Annotated in this window: 17 protein-coding genes and 1 pseudogene; 9 read left to right on the top strand and 9 right to left on the bottom strand. The window is 72.2% G+C overall.

The window, feature by feature from the left end; genetic code table 11:
* Positions 1 to 264 precede the first annotated feature (264 nt).
* Positions 265 to 3,486: pseudogene (locus tag AB0B35_RS27735) on the bottom strand (S8 family serine peptidase); the annotation flags it as partial.
* Positions 3,487 to 3,596: 110 nt separating this feature from the next.
* Entirely contained in the window at positions 3,597 to 3,875 is a 279-nt protein-coding gene (locus AB0B35_RS27730; protein WP_360534813.1) for a hypothetical protein, read from the bottom strand.
* Positions 3,876 to 4,163: 288 nt separating this feature from the next.
* Between AB0B35_RS27730 and AB0B35_RS27725 the strand changes: the two genes are divergently transcribed.
* A complete protein-coding gene (locus AB0B35_RS27725) occupies positions 4,164 to 4,613 on the top strand; it encodes a DoxX family protein (RefSeq protein ID WP_361050464.1) in 450 nt (149 codons plus the stop codon).
* Between the two features lie 138 nt (positions 4,614 to 4,751).
* On the top strand, positions 4,752 to 5,216 hold the full coding sequence (rnhA, locus tag AB0B35_RS27720) for a ribonuclease HI (RefSeq protein ID WP_361050461.1): 465 nt from the start codon (positions 4,752 to 4,754) through the stop codon (positions 5,214 to 5,216).
* 7 nt (positions 5,217 to 5,223) lie between these two features.
* Here the strand turns inward: rnhA and AB0B35_RS27715 are convergent, their stop codons facing one another.
* Positions 5,224 to 5,823, bottom strand: a complete 600-nt coding sequence (locus tag AB0B35_RS27715; RefSeq protein ID WP_361050458.1) for a putative glycolipid-binding domain-containing protein — start codon at positions 5,821 to 5,823, stop codon at positions 5,224 to 5,226.
* 158 nt (positions 5,824 to 5,981) lie between these two features.
* Here AB0B35_RS27715 and AB0B35_RS27710 point away from each other — a divergent pair, with 158 nt between their 5' ends.
* The 4 genes from AB0B35_RS27710 to AB0B35_RS27695 all read left to right on the top strand — a co-directional run bounded on the left by AB0B35_RS27710 (position 5,982) and on the right by AB0B35_RS27695 (position 9,321).
* On the top strand, positions 5,982 to 6,764 hold the full coding sequence (locus AB0B35_RS27710; RefSeq protein WP_361050455.1) for an SGNH/GDSL hydrolase family protein: 783 nt from the start codon (positions 5,982 to 5,984) through the stop codon (positions 6,762 to 6,764).
* 65 nt (positions 6,765 to 6,829) lie between these two features.
* Positions 6,830 to 7,786: a hypothetical protein gene (locus AB0B35_RS27705; RefSeq protein WP_361050452.1), complete on the top strand. Its 957-nt coding sequence runs from the start codon at positions 6,830 to 6,832 to the stop codon at positions 7,784 to 7,786.
* A 99-nt stretch (positions 7,787 to 7,885) separates the two neighbouring features.
* Positions 7,886 to 8,377: a DUF402 domain-containing protein gene (locus AB0B35_RS27700; RefSeq protein WP_361050450.1), complete on the top strand. Its 492-nt coding sequence runs from the start codon at positions 7,886 to 7,888 to the stop codon at positions 8,375 to 8,377.
* Between the two features lie 101 nt (positions 8,378 to 8,478).
* A complete protein-coding gene (locus AB0B35_RS27695; protein ID WP_361050447.1) occupies positions 8,479 to 9,321 on the top strand; it encodes a hypothetical protein in 843 nt (280 codons plus the stop codon).
* Positions 9,322 to 9,413: 92 nt separating this feature from the next.
* Here AB0B35_RS27695 and AB0B35_RS27690 read toward each other — a convergent pair whose 3' ends face one another.
* Positions 9,414 to 10,709 (bottom strand): amino acid permease, encoded by a 1,296-nt coding sequence (locus AB0B35_RS27690; RefSeq protein ID WP_361050444.1) that lies wholly within the window; start codon positions 10,707 to 10,709, stop codon positions 9,414 to 9,416.
* A 71-nt stretch (positions 10,710 to 10,780) separates the two neighbouring features.
* Between AB0B35_RS27690 and AB0B35_RS27685 the strand changes: the two genes are divergently transcribed.
* Positions 10,781 to 11,755 (top strand): helix-turn-helix domain-containing protein, encoded by a 975-nt coding sequence (locus AB0B35_RS27685; RefSeq protein WP_361050441.1) that lies wholly within the window; start codon positions 10,781 to 10,783, stop codon positions 11,753 to 11,755.
* Between the two features lie 61 nt (positions 11,756 to 11,816).
* Entirely contained in the window at positions 11,817 to 12,563 is a 747-nt protein-coding gene (locus tag AB0B35_RS27680) for a hypothetical protein (protein ID WP_361050438.1), read from the top strand.
* 49 nt (positions 12,564 to 12,612) lie between these two features.
* On the opposite strand, the gene AB0B35_RS27675 is transcribed toward AB0B35_RS27680, so the two are convergent.
* The 4 genes from AB0B35_RS27675 to AB0B35_RS27660 all read right to left on the bottom strand — a co-directional run bounded on the left by AB0B35_RS27675 (position 12,613) and on the right by AB0B35_RS27660 (position 16,781).
* The gene (locus AB0B35_RS27675) at positions 12,613 to 13,179 is read right to left on the bottom strand and encodes a GNAT family N-acetyltransferase (protein ID WP_361050435.1); all 567 of its coding nucleotides are present in this window, start codon (positions 13,177 to 13,179) and stop codon (positions 12,613 to 12,615) included.
* Between the two features lie 100 nt (positions 13,180 to 13,279).
* Positions 13,280 to 14,137 (bottom strand): hypothetical protein, encoded by an 858-nt coding sequence (locus AB0B35_RS27670; protein ID WP_361050432.1) that lies wholly within the window; start codon positions 14,135 to 14,137, stop codon positions 13,280 to 13,282.
* 326 nt (positions 14,138 to 14,463) lie between these two features.
* A complete protein-coding gene (locus tag AB0B35_RS27665) occupies positions 14,464 to 14,892 on the bottom strand; it encodes a hypothetical protein (protein ID WP_361050429.1) in 429 nt (142 codons plus the stop codon).
* Between the two features lie 143 nt (positions 14,893 to 15,035).
* Entirely contained in the window at positions 15,036 to 16,781 is a 1,746-nt protein-coding gene (locus AB0B35_RS27660; protein ID WP_361050426.1) for a glycosyl hydrolase family 18 protein, read from the bottom strand.
* A 203-nt stretch (positions 16,782 to 16,984) separates the two neighbouring features.
* Here AB0B35_RS27660 and AB0B35_RS27655 point away from each other — a divergent pair, with 203 nt between their 5' ends.
* Entirely contained in the window at positions 16,985 to 17,806 is an 822-nt protein-coding gene (locus AB0B35_RS27655) for an NAD-dependent protein deacetylase (protein WP_361050715.1), read from the top strand.
* A 150-nt stretch (positions 17,807 to 17,956) separates the two neighbouring features.
* Here the strand turns inward: AB0B35_RS27655 and AB0B35_RS27650 are convergent, their stop codons facing one another.
* Positions 17,957 to 19,216: an FAD-binding protein gene (locus tag AB0B35_RS27650; protein ID WP_361050423.1), complete on the bottom strand. Its 1,260-nt coding sequence runs from the start codon at positions 19,214 to 19,216 to the stop codon at positions 17,957 to 17,959.
* Between the last annotated feature and the right edge of the window lie 171 nt (positions 19,217 to 19,387).

Here is a 19,387-nt window from a genome sequence, read left to right as displayed (position 1 = left end):
CAGCTCGGTGACCGTGCCGTCGGCGTGGAAGATGCCCGGCACCGTGGGCGTCTCGGTGTGCTCCGACTGGCCCACCCCGTCGCCGTGGCGGTTGATGTCGAAGATGTGCCCCTGGTATCCGGTGTACCCCTGGACGCCACCCTGCGGCGTCCAGCGGGCCGGGGTGCTGATCGCGTCTATCTGCGCCGACCCGGCGACGACGCCGTCCTGCGCGGTGAACGCCGCGAACGGCCCGAACGTGGTGTCGACGCGCACGGACGGGCCGTGCACCGCCTCGATGGTGACCCCGGCCTGGCCGACCACCGCACCGTCGGTGTTGACCAGGTCCAGGCCGCCGTACAGCTTCCGGCCGGCCGGCGCCAGGCCACCCGCGGTGACCTCCGCGGTCACCGTCCTCGTCTCGTCGCGGGCCAGGGCCAGCGGCGCGGCGAACGTGGTGCGCACGGTGCCCATCGAGGTGGTGCTCACCTCGTCGCTGTAGTCGAACGCGGTCGAGCCCGCGGGCACGGCGTACCCGTCGATCCAGACCGTGTAGTAGCCGGCCGGCGGGTTGTCGATGACGACGGACTCCTCGGAGTCGCCGTCCGCGCTCGCCCCGAGCACGACGCCGTTGGCCACGACGATGAGGTCGAGGTCGGCGGCGGGGTCGGCCGGATTGCCGATGCGGGCGGAGAAGCGGCCCGCGCCGATCGGCACGACCACGTCGTACGCCTTCTGCGCCTTGTCGGCGACCTCACCGCGCTCGGTGTACCGGCTGCTCAGCGGCGAGGTCGACGCGGCCAGCCGGACCGCGCCCAGGTGGTTGGTGACCTCCCAGCTCACCGGGGCGGGCTCGTGCAGCTCCAGCGTGCCGAGTCTGGCCTCGGCGGCGGCGCTCGCGCCGAACACGTTCACGGTGAGCCGGTAGTCGTTGCGCTCCGTGGGGGAGGTGCGCGACGCCTCGACGGTGATCTCCCACACGCCGGGCAGGGGGTCCTTGAAGCTGCGCAGGTTCGGGTCGCAGCCCTGGGCGTCCATGTTCGTGTAGCAGCCGTCCTCGACCGGCACGCCGTACGGGTGCTGCGCGACGAACCTGACCCGGTCGCCCGAGTCCACCCCGTCCAGCTTCACCTGCAGCGTGCGGGCCTTCTCCGGCACGGTGACCAGGTAGGACGCGGTCTGTGCCCGGTCCACGCGGCCGGTGTGGACGCGCGTGTAGGACGGCGCGGCGAGGGCGTCGGCGACCGCGACGGTCGCCATCATCCGCGCGTCGACCCCGCGCGTCGCCGGGTCGTCCAGCGTCATGATCGCGCTGTGCACCCCGTTGCCCTTCGGCTTCACCCATACCAGCACGGGGGTCGGCTTGTTCAGCGGCAGCAGCACCGTGCCGCGGTATGCCTTGAACGTGCCGTCGTCGCCGGTCCAGCCGATGCGGTGCAGCCGGTCGCCGACCGGGCCGCTGGTGCGGGTGACCGTGACCGACCGCAGCCGGGCGACGTCGCCGCCGCACCGGTCGTACAGACCCGCGCCCCGGTTCGGGGTGGGCAGCACGGCCGAGATCGGCGTGCAGACCGGCGCGTCGAAGGTGTACGCGTTGACGGCCAGGCCGCCCTGGGCCAGCGCCCGCCAGGCGCGTTCGACGTCGAGCAGGCCGTTGCCCTGCTCGTGGGCGTCCACGCCGGACAGGAAGCGGGCGCTGCCGTACACGGCCGCGCGCAGCTTCGCCGGCTTCGCGTCCACCTTGGTCGCCTTCGCGGCCGACAGCAGCAGCGCCGCCGCGCCCGCCGCCTGCGGCGAGGCCATCGAGGTGCCGTTGAACATACTGTAGCCGGGCGGCAGCTCGTAGCCGACCCCGGCGACCGGCGAGCCGGGCAGCCACATCGGGGTCGTGCTGACCGCCGCGCCCGGGGCGACGATGTCGGGCTTGAAGCCGCCGTCCTCCCGCGGGCCGCGCGAGGAGAACCCGAAAACGCCCATCTTGGTCTTCACCTGGCTGCCGTAATCGGCCGCCCAGGTGGCGCTGGACACCGACGCGCCGACCGCGACGACGTCACTGGCCACCGAGGGGTCGCCGATGGTGTTCAGCCCGGGCCCGGAGTTGCCCGCCGACAGGAACAGCTGCACGCCGAAGTCGTTGATGAGCGTGTTGTACAGGTAGGTACGCGCGTTCGCGCCGTCGTTCAGCGCGGGCAGGCCGCCGATGGACATGTTGACCACGTCCACGCCCCGGTTCACCACCAGGTCGATCATGCCCTCGGTGAGCGCGACCGCGGTGCAGCCGCCGCTCCAGGTGCACGCCCGCGACGACACGATCTTCGCGCCGGGCGCCGCGCCGTTCATCTTGCCGCCGAACAGGCTGTGCCCGGCCGCGATGCCCGCCACGTGGGTGCCGTGCGCGCTCTCGGGCAGCCCGATGCTGACGAAGTCGGCCGTGCCCGCGCGCCCGGCCGGGGCCAGGTCGACGCCGAGGCGGTACTCGACCGTGAACGGGATCGACTCGCTGACCGCCGTCGCCGGGTCGTCCACCCCGAACCGGCCCGCCTTCTGCTCCTCGCGGTACGGCCGCAGCAGCGGCTCGTCGGCGAAGGACATGTCGCCGTCGGCGTCCACCCAGATCGCCTTGTCGCTCGGGCGGAACAGCACGCCGAAGGAGTCCCAGGTGTCGCCGTCGCGGTTGACGTCGCCGCCGACGTCGTTGGGGCCCGCGGTGGCGTACTCGTAGAACTCGGCGAATCGGAACTCGCCCGCGGCGGGCCCGGTGTACCTACGCGACCAGCCCACGGTGAACTCGGGCGTGGCGGTGACCGTCTCGGTCAGCTCCAGCCAGGTGCCGTCGCCCTCGGTCAGCGGGTCGGTGGCGGTCACCCAGTCCACGATCTTGCGCTCGCCCGTGGTGGTGGTGGCCAGCGCCGGATGGTCCAGGTCCACCCCGGAGTCCAGGATGCCGATGGTGATCCCGCGGCCGTCCCAGGTCCGGTGGTCGGCGACGAAGTCCACGGCACCGGTCTCATGGGTCGGCAGGTACGGATTCGCCGCCGGGGTCTTCGCGCCGGGCGCCTTCGCGGTGCCCTGATGCCGGCCCTCCGCCGCCGGAACCGGGTCGGCGAGCCGGATCTCCTCGTCGAGGTCGACGGCCAGCACCGAGCCCTTCTGCGCCACGGTGTCGACCGCGCCGACGGGCACGCTGGCGCGCAGGTAGCCGACCTTCGCGTGCGCGCTGGCGACGGTGCCGCCGGCCGCCTCGACGGCCTTGCGAGCGGCGTCGAACTGGCCCGGCGCGACGGCCACCATCGCGGTGACCTTCTTCCTGCCGTCGCGTACGGCCTTGACGAGCAGCTCCCGGTCGTGCGAACCGAGTTTGTCCTTCTTGGCGAAGCCCGGTCCCTTGAGCACGCCGGGTGGGGCGGGCTCGGGTTGCGGGGCGGCGCTCGCCGCCGGCCCGGCGATCAGCAGCGCTGCCGTCGTGAGCAGGGCCGCGCTCAGGCGGCCGAATGTGGTTGCGGACATGGTTCCGCAGCCTCATCGGACGGTCGCGGCTCCACAAGATCTTCGCGTGGCGACTTTGTGCCACGGCGAATGTTCGCCACCTCCCCGCCGGGCGGGGTCCGCGCCGGCGGTCACGACTCCTTGGTGCGTTCCACCATCGCGTCGGGGGTGAGCAGCGCGGGCGGCTTGCCGCGGCCGCGGGCCGGCCAGGCGTAGTACTGCCCGTCGGACAGGTAGAGGTCGAGCTGGCGGCCGATGTTGCGGTCGCTGAGGTCGATGTTGACGGAGTAGACCACGTGGGGCTGGTCGTCCATGACGATCGCGAGGCGCTTGCCGCCGTCGTAGTCGGCCACCGTGCAGTGGTGGCCGTTGTACTCGAAGCGCCGGTTGATCAGACGATCGGACGACATCGGGTCCTCCGTTCTCCCCAGGTTGATGTTCATACGGCCACGTCAGGGTAAGCCGAATCGGCAGCGATGCCAACAGGATCGGCGAACCGGGCGCGATCCTGACGACCCGTACGCACCACCGCATCTCACCATGTCCGCGATCGTGGCGGGTACCCGGGCGACACATCCGTGCTCGTTTCGCGTGTCGCGCGCCGCCCGTGATCGCCGATATCACCACGAGACATGCCATAGCTGTGAAAAAGTGATGTTCAAACCATTCAGTACAGCCGACCGACCGGAGGCGGCGTGATGTTCGTCTTTCCCGCACAGATCCGCGACCTGGCCATCCTGATCGCCCGGCTCGGCATCGGCATCATCTTCTTCGCCCACGGCTGGCAGAAGCTGTTCACCGTCGGCCTCGGCCCCACCGCCGCCGGTTTCAAGGCGATCGGCGTGCCGCTGCCCACCCTGTCAGCCTGGTTCGCCGGCCTCGTCGAGTTCATCGGCGGGGCGATGCTGATCGTCGGCCTGCTCGTGCCGATCGCCGGCGTCCTGCTCTTCCTCGACATGCTCGGCGCCTTCTTCACCGTGCACATCGGCCACGGCCTGTTCGTCAACTCCGGCGGCTCCGAACTCGTCATCGCCCTCGGTGTGGGCAGCCTCCTGCTCGCCGCCGTCGGCGCCGGCCTCTACAGCATCGACCACGCCATCGCCGCCAACCGCGCCACCCGCCCCCACGGCCCCAACACGATCCCCTGACCCACCCCACCTCTCCGCCCTGCTTCACGCAAGATCACGACGATCTTGCGTGAACTGTGGCGCGTATGACCGGTGCGCCCGTGTCGTCCCCGCAGGTCGCGCAAGATCGTCGGGGGTGGGGGCTGGTACGGTGCCGGGGTGGGTGAGGGTGACGGGCGGGTTGTGGTGGTTTATACCGACGGGGCGTGCTCGGGGAATCCGGGGCCCGGCGGGTGGGGAGCGGTGCTGCGGTACGGGGGGCACGAGCGGGAGTTATGCGGCGGGGATGCGGGGCCGACGACGAACAACCGGATGGAGCTGACCGCGGCGATCGAGGCGCTGGAGGCGCTGACCCGGCCGGTCACGGTGCACCTGCACACCGACAGCACCTATGTGCGCGACGGGATCACCAAGTGGATGCACGGGTGGCGGCGCAACGGGTGGCTGACGTCGGAGCGCAAGCCCGTGAAGAACGCGGATCTGTGGCAGCGGCTGTCCGAGGCGGTGGCGCGGCACACCGTCGAGTGGCGGTGGGTGCGCGGGCACGCCGGGGACCCCGGCAACGAGCGGGCCGACGCGCTGGCCAACAAGGGCATGACGCAGGCCCGCGGGGCGGCCCGCTGACCGGGGTTCAGACCACCAGGCTCGCGTATCCCGGGTAGGTCACCACGAAGCCGTCCTTGTCGACGGCCAGGTCGGCGGTGAAGCTGCCCGAGGTGTAGCGGATGGTGTCGGCGTCGATCACCGTGTACGTCTGCTCCACCGGGATGACCTGCAGTGACGGCACCCGGATCCAGGCCATCGGCACGGTGTGGGTGGTGCCGGGCTCCGCCCCGAGCAGGCCCAGCCGCCGGATCGGCAGGGTGTTGGTCAGCGCGGTGGCCTCCAGGTCCACGTCGAGCACCCCGGCCAGCCGGCCCGGGTCGACGATGCCCGGCAGCTGCACCGAACCGAACTTGCCCTGCTCGCTGGTGGTCACCCGCCACGAGTCGCCCGAACGCTCCAGCCGCACCTCGCGCTGCCAGCCGGCGCCCTCGGACTCCACGGTCATGGTGTCGGTGGCGAAACCGTCCACCGTGGTCAGTTTGTAGCGGCAGGCGTGCGGCACCGGTTCGGCGGCGACCACCTGACCGTGGGCGAGCAGCTTGTCGGGACGCAGATCGACCAGGGCGATGTCGGTGCCGACCTCGACCATCCGGTCCCACAGCAGGGCGCGCGGCAACGGGCTCATGCCCTGAGATTAGTGACGCCGCGCTGCCTGTGGGGCGGATTCGCCGTACGCGTCCACAGCGCTCGGCCGACGGAGAATTCCGCCAGGTCATCTTCACGTTCGTGAATGTTTCTGACAGCATGTGCGCACCCGTCCCACACCCCCGTGATGGAGCCCCCATGGTGTTCCCGCTCCGCGCCGCCGTACCCCTGCTGGCGGCGCTCTCGTTCGTGCTGCTCGGCGCGCCCGCGCACGCCGCCGCCCCGACCTACACCGCCCTCGGCGACTCCTACGCCTCCGGCACCGGCACCCGCGAGTACTTCGACACGACCTGCCAGCGCTCCAACAGCGCCTACCCGAAGCTGGACGCCGCCCGGCTCGGCGCGACCCTCACCTTCGCCGCCTGCGCGGGGGCGAAGATTCCGGCCATCCTCAGCGGCCAGTTGGGCAGCCTCAACGCCGACACCCGCTACGTCACCGTCAGCGCGGGCGGCAACGACATCGGCTGGTCCTCGGTGATCGTCCAGTGCGCCAAACCCTGGCCGTACACCTGCTGGGGCGACATCGACAAGGCCGAGACGTACATCCGCGACACCCTGCCCGGTCAGCTCGACCAGCTCTACGCCCGCATCGCCACGCTGGCCCCGAACGCGACCGTGGTCGTGGTCGGCTACCCGCGGCTGTTCAACGGCGAGGAGTGCAACGCCATCGCCCGCATCTCACCCGGCGAGCAGGCCGAGCTGAACGCCGCCGCCGACCTGCTGGCCACCACGATCAAGGCCCGGGCGACGGCTCGCGGCTTCGGTTTCGTCGACGCCCGCGGCCCGTTCACCGGCCACGCGGTCTGCGACGACGTCGAATGGATCAACGGCACGTCCTGGCCCACCGGCGAGTCCTACCACCCGAACAAGGCCGGGCACGTCGGGTACGCGAACGCGGTGGAGGCCGCGCTGCGCGCCTGACGTTCATCGAAGTGTGTCCTCGCGCAGGCTGGTGCGGCCGACAGAGCGGCACTAGCCTGCGCGGGGTGGGCAGTAGGGTGAACCACGCCGTGATCCGCGACGGCTCGTGCACGCTGTTTTTCCCCGGCGACGCCGGGGACGGCCTCGACTACCTGCTCGCGCCCGGCCCCGACGTCGTGCTGCGGTGGCTGGCGCAGCTGGACGGGCAGGCCGCCGACCGGTGGCCCGCCGACCCGCGCTGCCCGGCCGGTGTCCTGATCGACCCCGACCGGCGGGTGGTGCTGCTGTTCGCCACCGCGCTCGGCTACTACGCCCACCGGGCGGCCGTGCTGGACGCCTACGCCCGCACCTGGTCGGGCTGGCAGACCCGCTGGGCCTACGACGGCCTCACCGACCTGATCGAGTACACCGGGGCCGACCACGGCGTGGCACAGCTGCCGCTGGATGTGCCACGGCTGCCGCGCTACGACGGCCACGACCCCGAACTGCCCCTGGCGGCGCTGGTCACGGTCGCGGGCGAGCACGGCTGCCGGGCGTACGGCCTGAGCCCCGACCTGGCCGCCGAGCAGCCGTTCCGGGCGGGCCCGGGGCTGGTGGACTGGCTCGCCGACGGCGAGCCGCTGGAGTGGTGCGACGAGATCCCCAGCGCCGGCCTGCATCTGGACCCGGCGACCCGCACCGCGGGCCTGTGGAGCATCCTGCCCCTGCACGGCCTGCGCGAGCAGTGGTCCGTGCTGTGGCCGGGATGGACGCTCGACTTCTGGGGCGACGCCTACACCAGGCAGGTGGCGCTGTGCCCCGACGTGCTCGACGAAGTGCCGCAGGTGCAGGTCGAACCCGGCCTGCGCGAGCTGGCCCGGCGGCTGGTCGACCGGTGGCCGGTGCGCTCCGCCCTGGCCGAGGCCGGGCTCGACGTGGACCGGCTGCACGTCCAGGACGTCGGCGGCATGCGGGCCATGCTCGACGTCGGGCTGACCGCCGACGAGCTGGCCCGGACCGTCGACGCCGTCATGGGGCGCTGAAAACCCCGGCGAGCGCCACCGGGCGGCCGGTACGCTGCGTCAGCTGGAGATCATTCTCGCGGGCCGTGCACCGTCCCGCGGCAGGTGGGGGGCGACGCGATGGGGCAGGCACTGGCCGTGGGCGACCGGATCGAGGTGCTCCTGCTCAAGGAGGAGCGCGAGAAGATCCGCTACACCGCGGACGTGCTCGCCGACGACGGCACGCACCTCGTCGTCCGGGCCCCGTGGGCGGGCACGCAGGCCCGCGACTTCGGCTTCGTGCGCTTCGAGCAGGGTGACGTGTTCACCGAGCACTTCTGGCGCGACCGCTGGTACGCGGTCAAGGAGGTGCGTGACGCGTCCGGCGTGCGCAAGGGCTGGTACTGCGACGTGACCCGCCCGGCGGTGCAGGACGGCGGCGTGCTCCGGGTCTGCGACCTCGATCTGGACCTGTGGGTGCCCGCCGGCGGCGGCGCGCCGCTGCGCCTGGACGAGGACGAGTTCCTCGCCAGTGGATTGACCGAACGCGATCCCTTCGCCGCCGCGCGGGCCTGGCAGGCACTGTCCGACCTCGAAGAACTGGCCGCGGACCGCTTCGCCGCCCTGGGCTGACCCGCGTTGCCCCGATCGGCGGAAAAGTTGCCGACGCCGGGAACCGAACCGGACCCGGCGCGGTCACAGGGGGCATGAAGGCTACGACTCTTGGACTCCGAGTGGCGCTCGCGTCGCTCGTGCTGCTGGCTGCCGGATGCGGGCGTGCGACCGACACCGCCGACGGCGAGGGCGGCGGCTATTCGTTCCCCGGCGGCGACACCGTCGCGGTGCGCGTGGACCACGTCGGCGGCTTCGTGCCCGCGACCGTCAACCTGACCCGGCTGCCCGCCCTCAGCGTGTACGCGGACGGCCGTGTGATCAGCGAGGGCCCCACGACCATGGAGTACCCCGGCCGCGCGCTGCCGAACATCCAGCTGCGCCGGATCTCCAGTGGCGACGTGCAGGCGCTGGTCGCCAAGGCGCTGGAGGCCGGCGTCGGCAAGCCGACCGACTTCGGCACCCCGGGCGTCACCGACCTGCCCAACACCCGGATCGTCGTCACCACCGCCGACGGCGTGAAGAAGGCCGAGGTGTACGCGCTGCTCGACGACATGAGCCACGCCGGGCTGACCCCCGCCCAGGAGCAGGCGCGGCGCAAGCTGCTGGATCTCATCAAGGCGCTGACCGACCTGGACACCACGCTCGGCGCGGGCAAGGTCGGCCCGGTCGAGCAGTACGTCCCGACGAAGGTCGCGGCCGTCGCCGCCGCATGGCAGGACCCGGGTGCCGGGGTCGACGCCGGTCCCGCCGTGGCGTGGCCGGGTCCGGCGCTGCCGGGCGCCTCGCTGGGCGAGGGCCTGAGCCTGGGCTGCGTGGTCGCCGACAAGGACGCGCCTGCGGTGCTCGCGGCCGCCGCCAAGGCCACCGCGATCACCAAGTGGACCTCGGGCGGCAAGGACTGGACCGTCACCCTGCGTCCGCTGCTGCCCGACGAGACCGGCTGCGAGTCCCTCGGCAAGTGACCGAGGCCGCCCCGCGGCCCTTTGACGAAGCCCCGCCCAGGCTGCCTCCCCGGCCCGGACGGGGCTTCGCCCATTCCTGACCGACCTCGGTCTCAGGCGGGGTCGGCCGTGGTGCGGTGGCGGTGGTAGAGCAGGGCGCCGGCGGTGAGGACGAGCGGCCAGAGCAGGTACCAGCCCGTGGCGGCCAGCAGGCCGACGACCGCGATCAGCGCGACGGCCGCGTGCTTGCGGGCGGTCGAGCCGCGCGGCAGCAGCCGCAGGGCCGAGGCCGCGCCCAGGGCGTACACCGCGACGAACGCCCCGGTGGCCAGCAGGACCAGCGGCTGCGCCCCGGTGCCGGTCAGCGCGACCACGACCATGGCCACCGCGGACAGCCCCGACGTCACGGCCAGGCTGCGCCGCGGCACGTCACCGGCGCTCGCGCCGCGGGCCAGCCAGGCGGGCAGCGCCCCGTCGCGGCCCAGCGCCGCGCCGAGCTTGGCCGCGCTGCCGTAGTAGGCGTTCATGGTGCCGAAGGTCAGCAGGAGCGCGGCCGCCGCGGCCAGCGCGCTCGCCGGGCCACCGAGCCCGATGGCGAGCAGCCGGGCCAGCGGCGCGTCGGCGGTGGCGTCGGGGCCGAGCACCAGGATGCCCGCACCGGCCACGGCCAGGTACAGCACGCCGACCACCGCGACCGCGATGGCGGCGGCGCGGGGCAGGTCGCGCTCGGGTCGCCGGAAGTCCGCGGCCAGGTGGGTGATCGCCTCCCAACCGGCGAAGCTCCACACCAGCAGCGCCGCCGCGGGGGCGATCGCGAGCCAGCCGTGCGGGGCGAACGGGCGCAGGTTGGCGGTGTCGCCGTGCGGGGCGGCGCTGAGCACGGCGGCGAGCAGCAGCACGACCAGCAGCACCGCGAGCACGAGCTGGACCTTGCCGGAGACGGTGACGCCGAAGACGTTGGTGACGGTGACCGCGAGCATCAGCGCGGCCGCGGTGAGCAGCACGGTGCGCTGGCCGCCGCCGATCGCGGCCTCGACGTACGCCCCGGCGAACATGGCGGCGGCGGGGGCTCCGGCGGGGACCGCGAAGTAGAAGCACCAGCCGATCGCCCCGGCGGCGCGCGGGCCGAAGGCCAGCCGGACGTAGGTGGAGACGCCGCCCGCGTCGGGGTGGCGGGCGCCGAGCGCGGCGAAGGTCATGGCCAGCGGGATGGACAGCAGCACCAGGCCGAGCCAGGCGATCAGCGAGGCGGGCCCGGCGGCCTGCGCGGCGAGTGCGGGCAGGGCGATGACACCGGTGCCGAGCACGGCGCCGACGTAGAGCGCGGCGCCCTGGGCCGTGGTGAGCCGTCCGGCGTGCGCGGGGCCGGCCGCGGTGGGGGTCTGCGGCCTGGCGAGGGTCTCGGTCATGCTGTACAGCCTGTCTTGCGTGGGGTGAGCACAACAGTGGCAGGAATGCCGCAGTGCGATAGGATTCTGCCATGAAGCGGCACGTGGTCGCCCTGGCGCTGACCGACGACATCCCCGTGTTCGAGCTGGCGGTGCCGTGCGAGGTGTTCGGCATCGACCGCTCCGATCTGGTGGATCCGTGGTACGAGCTGCGCCTGTGCGCCGCCGAGCCGGGTCCGCTGACGGTGCGCGGCGGGCTGACCGTGCAGCCGCGATACGGACTGGAAGGGCTCGCCGACGCCGACACGGTGATCATCCCGGCGTGCAACCGGATGGTGCAGTGCGGTCCTCCGCCGCCGATCGTCGAGGCGGTGCGCCAGGCCCATGCCCGGGGCGCGCGGATCGCCTCCATCTGCAGCGGCGCGTACGTGCTGGCCGCGGCGGGCCTGCTCGACGGCAGGCGGGCCACCACGCACTGGATGAACATGGTGGACTTCGCCAACCGCTTCCCCGACGTGAAGGTCGACCAGGAGGTGCTCTACGTCGACGAGGGCGACGTGCTCACCTCGGCGGGCACCGGCGCGGGCATCGACCTGTGCCTGCACCTGGTGCGCAACGACTTCGGCGCGGCCGTGGCCAACGAGGTGGCCCGGCGCATGGTGGTGCCCCCGCACCGGGAGGGTGGGCAGGCGCAGTTCGCCCACCCGCTGGCGCGGGGCGAGGCCCGCTCGGAGATCGCGCCGGTGCTCGACTGGGCCCGCGGCCGCCTCGACCAGCCGCTGACCGTCGCGCAGCTGGCCCAGCAGGCGCACCTGAGCCCGCGTACGTTCGCCCGCCGGTTCCGCGACAACCTGGGGGTCAGTCCGCTGCGGTGGGTACTGGAGCAGCGCATCCGCCGCGCTCAGGAACTGCTGGAGACGACCGACGAGCCGGTGGAGAGGATCGCGTGGCGCACCGGGTTCGGCACGGCGGTCAACATGCGCCAGCACTTCCGCCGCTTCACCTCGATCTCCCCGCAGACCTACCGCCAGACGTTCCGTCGCACGCAAGGCCGCGCCGCCGGATAACAGTTAGGAAACTTTAGCGAAGGACCCCACCGCGACCCGGACCCACCGGGTCGAGGCCGGTATGAGAACAACGTGGAAGACCGCCGCCCTGGTGGCGCTGGCGGCGACGGTGCTGGGCCTCGGCGCGTGCGGCGGCGAGCAGCCGGCGACCCCACCCGATTTGGCCGCCGCGGCGCGGCAGCGGGTGATCGACGACGCCGACGCGCCGTGCGTGAGCGACCCCGGCCAGCTCGTCGTGATCGAGAACGCGAAGCACGACCTGACCGCCGCCTGGCAGACCGGGCAGGGCGACACCGGCGTCGTGCTGCTGCACCAGGTCGACGGCGGCATCTGCCAGTGGTCGGCCTTCGCCCGGCTGCTGGTCGAGAAGGGACACCGCGCCCTGTCCGTCGACGTGGCCTCCCGCGACGCGGTCGAGTTCGCCCAGGCCGCCGTCGCCCACCTGCGCGAGCAGGGAGCCAAGCGGGTCTTCGTCTTCGGCGCGTCCCGCGGCGGCACCATCGCCCTGGCCGCGGCCGCGGGCGTGACCCCGCCCGTGGACGGGGTGGCCAGCCTGTCCGCGCCGACCGTGTACGACGCCGACGCCCGCGCCGCCGTGGCGAAGCTGCCCGTCCCGGTCGTCTTCGCGGCGGGCGCGAACGAGGCCCGCTTCGCCGACGCCGCCCGCGAACTGCACCGGCTGTCGGTCTCGGCGCACAAGAAGCTGGTGCTGCCCAGCTCCTCCCGGCACGGCGTCGGCCTGCTCGACGACGCCATGAACACGCTGCTGCTGGCCTTCCTGGCCGATCCGGCGGCGGCGACCGCCTGACGGGGCCACACCGGGCCGGTCGGATCGGCGGACCGACCGGCCCGAGCGCTCACCCCGCGGCGCGGCCCGCCGCCCACTCGTCGTACCGCAGCTCGTACTCCACGTCGCCGTGCTCGCCGCCCTCGATCTGGTCCGGCCAGTCGAGGAAGAACGTGCGCAGGAAACGCAGGCCGGTCTTCTCCATCACCCGGCGCGAGCCGGCGTTGACCGTCATCGTGTTCGCCGTGACCCTGCGCATGCCCAGCTCCGCGAAACCCTTGTCCACCAGCGCCCGCGAGCCTTCCGTGGCGTAACCCCTGCCCCAGGCCGCTCGCCGCAGCCGGTAGCCCAGCTCGGCGGTGCCGGGTTCGGCCGGGTCGGCGGTCAGCGCGAACCAGCCCAGGAACGCCCCCGTCGCCTTCTCGACCGCCGCCCACCGGCCGAAGCCGGGAAACTCGCCGTACTGGGCGAGCCAGCGGGGGAGCAGCTCGTCACGGATCTCCTCGCGGGGCGTGGGCCTGCCGCCGTTGAGGTACCGGGTGACCGCCGGATCGGCATCGAGGTCGTACAGCGCGTCCACGTCGTCGGGGGTGAACCGGCGCAGGATCAGCCGCGCCGTCTCCAGGTAGCTCGCCACCGGCGCATCCTCGCACGCCCATGGCCCGCCGCCACGTGAGACAAGCCGGACGGCCGCGTCCCGGCGGTGGGACGCGGCCGTCCGGCCGTGCGGGGTCGGCTCAGGAGAACATCTTCTTGAGCGCGGCGTCGACCGAGGCGGTGTCCGGCGACGCGTACGACTTCAGCGTCTCCTTGTTGTAGGTCAGGAAGGACGGGCAGCGGTTGGCGGGGGCGTTGACGGTGCCGCCGTCGCCGATCTTCTCGCCGGTCCGGGCGTTGTGGAAGGTCAGCGTGTAGCGCGAGGACAGGTAGTCCACGGTCAGCTTCTTGCCGTCGCTGGCCTTGACGTCGCACTTCTGGCCGGCGGCCTCGCTGCCCTCGACGTAGCGCAGGCAGCCGACGACACTGACCTGCGCGTAGTCGGCGGACTTCGCGTAGTACGGCGCCCGCGAGTCGATGGATTTGTAGCTCCAGCCGGTCAGCCGGGTCGGGCTGTTGGCGAAGACGTACGCCTTCGCCGAGGCCGGGGTGGTGTACTCGGCCGCGTTGAGGATCGCGCCGCCGGAGCACACGTCGCCGAAATCGCTGGAGGAGTCCGCGGTGATCGCGTTGTTGTTGCCGGGCGGCGGGGCCGCCGCGGACGTCCCGGGTGTCGAGGTTCGCGTCGGCGTGGTCGGCACGACCGGGTCGTCGTCGGCGTTCGCGAGCACCGCCACCCCGATCGCGCACAGGATCAGCAGCAGTACCGCGGCGACGGCGATGATGCCGATGATGAGGCCCTTGTTGGACTTGGCCGGCGGCTGCTGCGCGTAACCGGGCTGGCCGTAGGGCTGCTGCCCGTAGGCGGGCTGCCCGCTGTACGGCTGGCCCGGCGCGCCGTACTGCTGCGGCGGGACGGGTGGCGGCGAGACCGGCTGCGCGTACGGATCGCCGGGCGGGCGGTACGGGTCGGGCTGCTGGGCGTAGGGGTCGCTCACGTGTGGGTCCATTCACCTGATCTGCGGGGTTCAAACCAACGTCTGAGGACCGTAATGAACCCGTGCCACCGCTGATGACTCCGCAACGACGCCGATCGGCGGGAGGCCATTTCCGGGGTGGGGTGACGGCCGGCCCGCGCGCGGCAGACGCGTGTTCGGCACCTCGACCGTAAGGGCAGGTAGACGCTGGAGGAGGGGCACGCGTCGGTGGGGATCGGACATTCCTGCGCGGCTTGTCGGCCGCGGTTCACCGTCATGGCGAAAAGTGACAGAGGTCACTTCATTCGGCGGCAGATTCTTCCGACCTGTGGGACGTCGTCCACCGGTCAGGAGTCGCCCCACGGGTTCAGTGCCCCGGTGGCCTCACCGCAGGTGGCGCTGACCCAGCCCTGCGGCTGGCCGTAGTAGTTGGTGGTGACGGCGCGGCCGTTGCCGTCCTCGTCGACCGTCGCGGTGTACGCGCCGAAGAAAGTCGGGCCTTCGGCGCTGTCGAAGGTGCAGCGCACCGCGCTGCCAGGCGTGAAACCGGTCAGCTGCAGGCCGACGTAGGCGCACGCGGATCCGGGACAGTTCGGGTTCTGCGGCGGGCCGCCGCGGAAGACGGTGACCGTGGGCGTCGCGCTCGCCTGGAACGGCGGCCACTTCACCGCGGCGGCCAGCGACAGGTAGGCCAGGACGGTGCCGACGACGGTGGCCACGAGCGTGACGATCGCGCTCGTCCGCTTCAGCGGGGTGGGGGATTCCGCGCTCGACATCTGCTGACTCCTGGTGACGAAGGGCTGACCGGATCGTACGCAGCGCACGCGCTCAGCCGTTCGGCCAGGTGTTCGTCCACCGGGGACGGGAGAGCGGCAGGCGCCCCGTGGGAAAGGCGCCTGCCGCTCCGATGTGGGGTGCGTCAGCCGAGGCCGTTGCGCATGGCCGTGATCAGTTCACCGTTGGTGGTGTCGCCGGACAGCTCCCAGAAGAAGCCGCCGCCGAGGCCCTGGTTGTTGGCGTACGACATCTTCCCGCCGATGGTGGCCGGGGTGTCGTAGCTCCACCAGTTGCTGCCGCACTTGGCGTACGCCGTGCCCGCGATGGTCCCGGTGGCCGGGCAGCTGTTCTTGAGGACCTTGTAGTCCTCGATGCCCGCCTCATAGGTGCCCGGTGCCGCCCCGGTGGCGGTGCCGCCCGGCGTGGCCTGGGTGACCCCGGTCCAGCCGCGGCCGTAGAAGCCGATGCCCAGCAGCAGTTTCGCCGCCGGAACGCCCTTGCCCTTGAGTTTCTGAATGGCGGCGTCCGAGTTGAACCCGGCCTGCGGGATGCCCGTGTACGACGTCAGCGGCGAGTGCGGGGCGGTCGGCCCCTGCGGAGCGAACGCGCCGAAGTAGTCGTAGGTCATCACGTTGTACCAGTTGAGGTACTGCGCGGCGGCGTTGTAGTCGGTGGCGTCGATCTTGCCGCCGCTGCTGCCGTCCGCGGTGATCGCGGCGGTGACCAGGTAGCTGCTGCCGAACCTGTTGCGCAGCGCCTGCATCAGGTTCCGGAAGGCCAGCGGTCCGCTGCTGTCACAGGACAGGCCGCAGGCGTTCGGGTACTCCCAGTCGATGTCGATGCCGTCGAACACGTCGGCCCAGCGCGGGTCCTCGACCAGGTTGTAGCAGCTGTTCGCGAACGCGGTGGGGTTCGCCGCGGCCTGGCCGAAGCCGCCGGACCAGGTCCAGCCGCCGAACGACCACAGCACCTTGATGTTCGGGTACGCCTTCTTGAGCTTGCGCAGCTGGTTGAAGCTGCCACGCAGCGCGCCCGCGTCCCAGGTGTCGGCGACGCCGTCCACGCTCTCGGCCGCGCTGTAGGCGCGGTCGTAGTCGGCGTAGGAGTCGCCGATCGTGCACTGCCCGTTGGTGACGTTGCCGAACGCATAGTTGATGTGCGTCAGCTTCGCGGCCGAGCCGCTGGTCACCATGTTCTTGACGTGGTAGTTGCGCTGGTAGACGCCCCACTCCACGAAGTAGCCGAGCAGCTTCTTGCCGCCGGGCGGCGCGGTCGGCCCGGACGGGGACGGCTGCGGCGGGGAGGGCGACGTGCTCGGCGAGGCGCTCGGCCGCGGCGGGCTGGGCGACGCGGTCGGGGTCGGCGGGTTGCTCGGCGGGGTGCCGGGGCCGTCGAGGGAGAAGTCGTCGGCCTGGTACGCGGCCAGGCCGTACCAGCCGTGCACGTTGACGGTCAGCGAGGTCTGCCCGGCGGCCGTCGTCAGGTTCAGGCTGAGCTTGGTCCAGGCGTTCGCGGCGGCCGGGTTCCAGGTCTCGGTGCCGCCGGTGTAGCCGAGGTACACGTAGCCGCCGCCGCCGCGTACCCAGGCGCTGAGCACGTACGCGGTGTTGGGCAGCACGGTGACGGTCTGGCTGCACTGGGCGTGGTTGGAGCCGTTCGGCGTGCCCTGCAGCGCCCGGGTGCCGGCGTGCACGGGGGTGGTGACGACGCTGCCGAGCCCGGCGCTGCAGCTCCACGGGGACAGGCTGCCGGACTCCAGGCCCGGGTTGGCGATCAGGTTGGCCGCGTTGGCGGCGGACGAGATGGCCAGTGATGCGCCCATCGCGACGACGGTGGCGGCCGCGGCCGCGAATATCCGGGTGCGAAGGCTCTGAACGGGGCGTTTCATGAGCTACCACCTACCTTGGGGGAGTGCAGGCTTACTTCATGTAATCGCCAACATAAATTAAACAAACCTAATAGTAAAGACGGTCATCAATGATCTATTGCGATGTGCCCCGCGCGTGACGCCCGCCGCTGGTCACGCGCCGAGCGTCAAGGCAGCATGGTGGAGTGCATGCCACGAAAGAGCGCGTCGCGGAACTCGCCGCGATGATGGCCGAGGGCGGCGTCGCCGTGCTCAGCGGCGCCGGGTTGTCCACCGAGTCCGGCATCCCCGACTACCGCGGCCCGGACGGGGTGCAGCGCCGCCACGCGCCCATGACGTACCAGGCCTTCACCCGCGAACCGCAGTCCCGGACCCGCTACTGGGCGCGCAGCCACCTCGGCTGGCGCACCATCGCCCGCGCCTCACCCAACACCGGCCACGAGGCGGTCGCCGCGCTGCAGCGCCATGGCGTGCTCTCCGGCATCGTCACCCAGAACGTCGACGGCCTGCACCAGGCCGCCGGGGCCGAGGGTGTCATCGAGCTGCACGGCAGCCTGGACCGGGTGATCTGCCTCGGCTGCGGCGAGGTCACCCCGCGCGCCGACCTCGATCGGCGGCTGCACCGCGCCAACCCCGGCTTCTCCGCCCGCATCACCGCTGTGCACCCCGACGGCGACGTCGAGTTCGGCGACGACGAACTGGCCGGCTTCGGCACCGTCGACTGCGCCGGATGCCCCGGCGGCATGCTCAAGCCCGACGTCGTCTTCTTCGGCGAGACCGTGCCGCCCACCCGCGTACAGCAATGCTTCGACCTCGTCGAACGCTCCCGCCTGCTCCTGGTACTCGGCTCCTCCCTGACCGTCATGTCCGGCCGCCGCTTCGTCATCCGCGCCGTAAAACTCGGCATCCCCGTCGCCATCGTCAACCGCGGCGCCACCCGCTCCGACGCCCAGGCCACCCTGACCCTCGACGCCCCCCTCGGCCAGGCCCTCCCCGCCCTCGTCCACCACCTCTCCGGCCACCACCTCACCCCCCTCCCGGGTTGATCATGAACTTATGGGCAGGTTCGACGGCGTGTCGCGCCCACAACTTCATGATCGACTAGTGGGTGGCCAGTGGTCGGGTGAGCCGGAAGGCTGCGGTGATCATGAAGTTGTGCTCACGGCGCGCCGTCGAGCCGTGCCATAGGTTCATGATCAACCCGGGAGGGTGGGGGTGGGCAGGTAGCGGGCCAGGAACGGGTTGCGGAACTTGGCGGCGGGGTCGAGGCGGGTGGCCAGGGCGGTGAAGGCGGGCAGGTGGGGGTACTGGGCTCGGACCAGGGCGGGTTCGAGGCCGAAGACCTTGCCCCAGTGGGGGCGGGCGCCCAGGGGGATCAGGCGGTCCTCGACGGCGGCGACAACCGGGGCGACGGCGGCCTCGTCGGCGATCCAGGTGAAGTGGAACGCGATGCTGTCGCGGCCCTGAGCGGGGCTCAGCCAGAGGTCGTCCGCGGCGATGCTGCGGATCTCGGACACCTGCACCACCAGCGCGATCCGGTCGGCGATCGTGTCCAGGGCGGCCAGGGCCTCCAGCGCCCGCGAGCGCGGCACGAAGTACTCCGACTGCAGCTCGTCGCCCGCGCTCGGGGTGAAGTCGAGCCGGAAATGGGGCAGCCGCTCGTGCCACGGGCCGGGCTCGCCCTGCTGGGCTGTGCAGTGCACCGGCGACATCGTGGCGATCGGGTGCCGGGGTCCGTCGGCCGGGCGCGCCCCGAACAGGTCCGCGCCGAGCGGCGCGGCATCGGCCCGCTGCTTGAGCCACACCTGCTCGACGTCCGGCCCGCGCCAGCGGGTGAACAGGCTGACGCTGTACGCCGCCCCGAACACCTCGTCGAAGTGGTCCTCCAGCGCGGTGCGGGGCAGGCGCTCGTACACGTGCTGGCGCACGTCGAACGCCGGCACGACGTCGAGGGTCAGCGCGGTGGCGACGCCCAGCGCGCCGAGCGACACCACGCTGCCCGGCAGGTCGGCGTCGTCGACCTCGATCAGGTCGCCGTCGGCGGTGACCAGCTCGACGCCGCGTACCGCGGTGGACAGGTTGCCGTTGCGGTCGCCGGAACCGTGCGTGCCCGTCGCGACCGCGCCCGCGATCGAGATGTGCGGCAGCGAGCCCAGGTTGTGCAGCGCGTACCCGTGCCGGTGCAGGTACGGCGCGAGCTCGCCGTACCGGGTTCCCGCCGAGACGCGCACCGTGGAGCGCCCGCGGTCCAGGTCGGCGATCCGCGGCAGCCGGGCCGCGGTGACCAGGTCGTGCGGGGTGTCCGCGATGCGGTTGAACGAGTGCCCGGTGCCCAGCGCGCGCACGTGGCGCGCCCCCGCGACCGCGGCCCGCAGCTCGTCCACCGTGGACGGCCGATGCAGCCGCGCCGCACTGAAGGTGACGTTGCCGGCCCAGTTGGTCCCGTCGGTGGCCATGACACGTGAGCCTAGATCACATCCTGCCCCACCGTCCTCTCCCTGCCGCAACTCTTGAAAAGTCGCGCCCTCGCGACGCCCCCGAGGGCGCGGCATTATAAAAGATGCTGCAGGTTTTCGTGGGGGGGCGGCGGGGCGTCGCCGATGAGGCAGAAGATCCCGCCCGGCGCC

Source organism: Catellatospora sp. NPDC049133, assembly GCF_040648455.1.
Taxonomy (GTDB): domain Bacteria; phylum Actinomycetota; class Actinomycetes; order Mycobacteriales; family Micromonosporaceae; genus Catellatospora; species Catellatospora aurea.
The sequence above is the reverse complement of the archived record's forward strand: the minus strand, read 5'-3'. Positions and strand labels throughout refer to the sequence as shown.

Bases quoted from the DNA above. Each gene is read 5' to 3' on its own strand.
- AB0B35_RS27650 (WP_361050423.1), bottom strand. From the start codon at position 19,216: ATGGCCACCGACGGGACCAACTGGGCCGGCAACGTCACCTTCAGTGCG.
- AB0B35_RS27710 (WP_361050455.1), top strand. From the start codon at position 5,982: ATGGTGTTCCCGCTCCGCGCCGCCGTACCCCTGCTGGCGGCGCTCTCG.
- AB0B35_RS27715 (WP_361050458.1), bottom strand. From the start codon at position 5,823: ATGAGCCCGTTGCCGCGCGCCCTGCTGTGGGACCGGATGGTCGAGGTC.
- AB0B35_RS27655 (WP_361050715.1), top strand. From the start codon at position 16,985: ATGATGGCCGAGGGCGGCGTCGCCGTGCTCAGCGGCGCCGGGTTGTCC.
- AB0B35_RS27690 (WP_361050444.1), bottom strand. From the start codon at position 10,709: ATGACCGAGACCCTCGCCAGGCCGCAGACCCCCACCGCGGCCGGCCCC.
- AB0B35_RS27665 (WP_361050429.1), bottom strand. From the start codon at position 14,892: ATGTCGAGCGCGGAATCCCCCACCCCGCTGAAGCGGACGAGCGCGATC.
- AB0B35_RS27725 (WP_361050464.1), top strand. From the start codon at position 4,164: ATGTTCGTCTTTCCCGCACAGATCCGCGACCTGGCCATCCTGATCGCC.
- AB0B35_RS27680 (WP_361050438.1), top strand. From the start codon at position 11,817: ATGAGAACAACGTGGAAGACCGCCGCCCTGGTGGCGCTGGCGGCGACG.
- AB0B35_RS27700 (WP_361050450.1), top strand. From the start codon at position 7,886: ATGGGGCAGGCACTGGCCGTGGGCGACCGGATCGAGGTGCTCCTGCTC.
- AB0B35_RS27660 (WP_361050426.1), bottom strand. From the start codon at position 16,781: ATGAAACGCCCCGTTCAGAGCCTTCGCACCCGGATATTCGCGGCCGCG.
- AB0B35_RS27730 (WP_360534813.1), bottom strand. From the start codon at position 3,875: ATGTCGTCCGATCGTCTGATCAACCGGCGCTTCGAGTACAACGGCCAC.
- AB0B35_RS27685 (WP_361050441.1), top strand. From the start codon at position 10,781: ATGAAGCGGCACGTGGTCGCCCTGGCGCTGACCGACGACATCCCCGTG.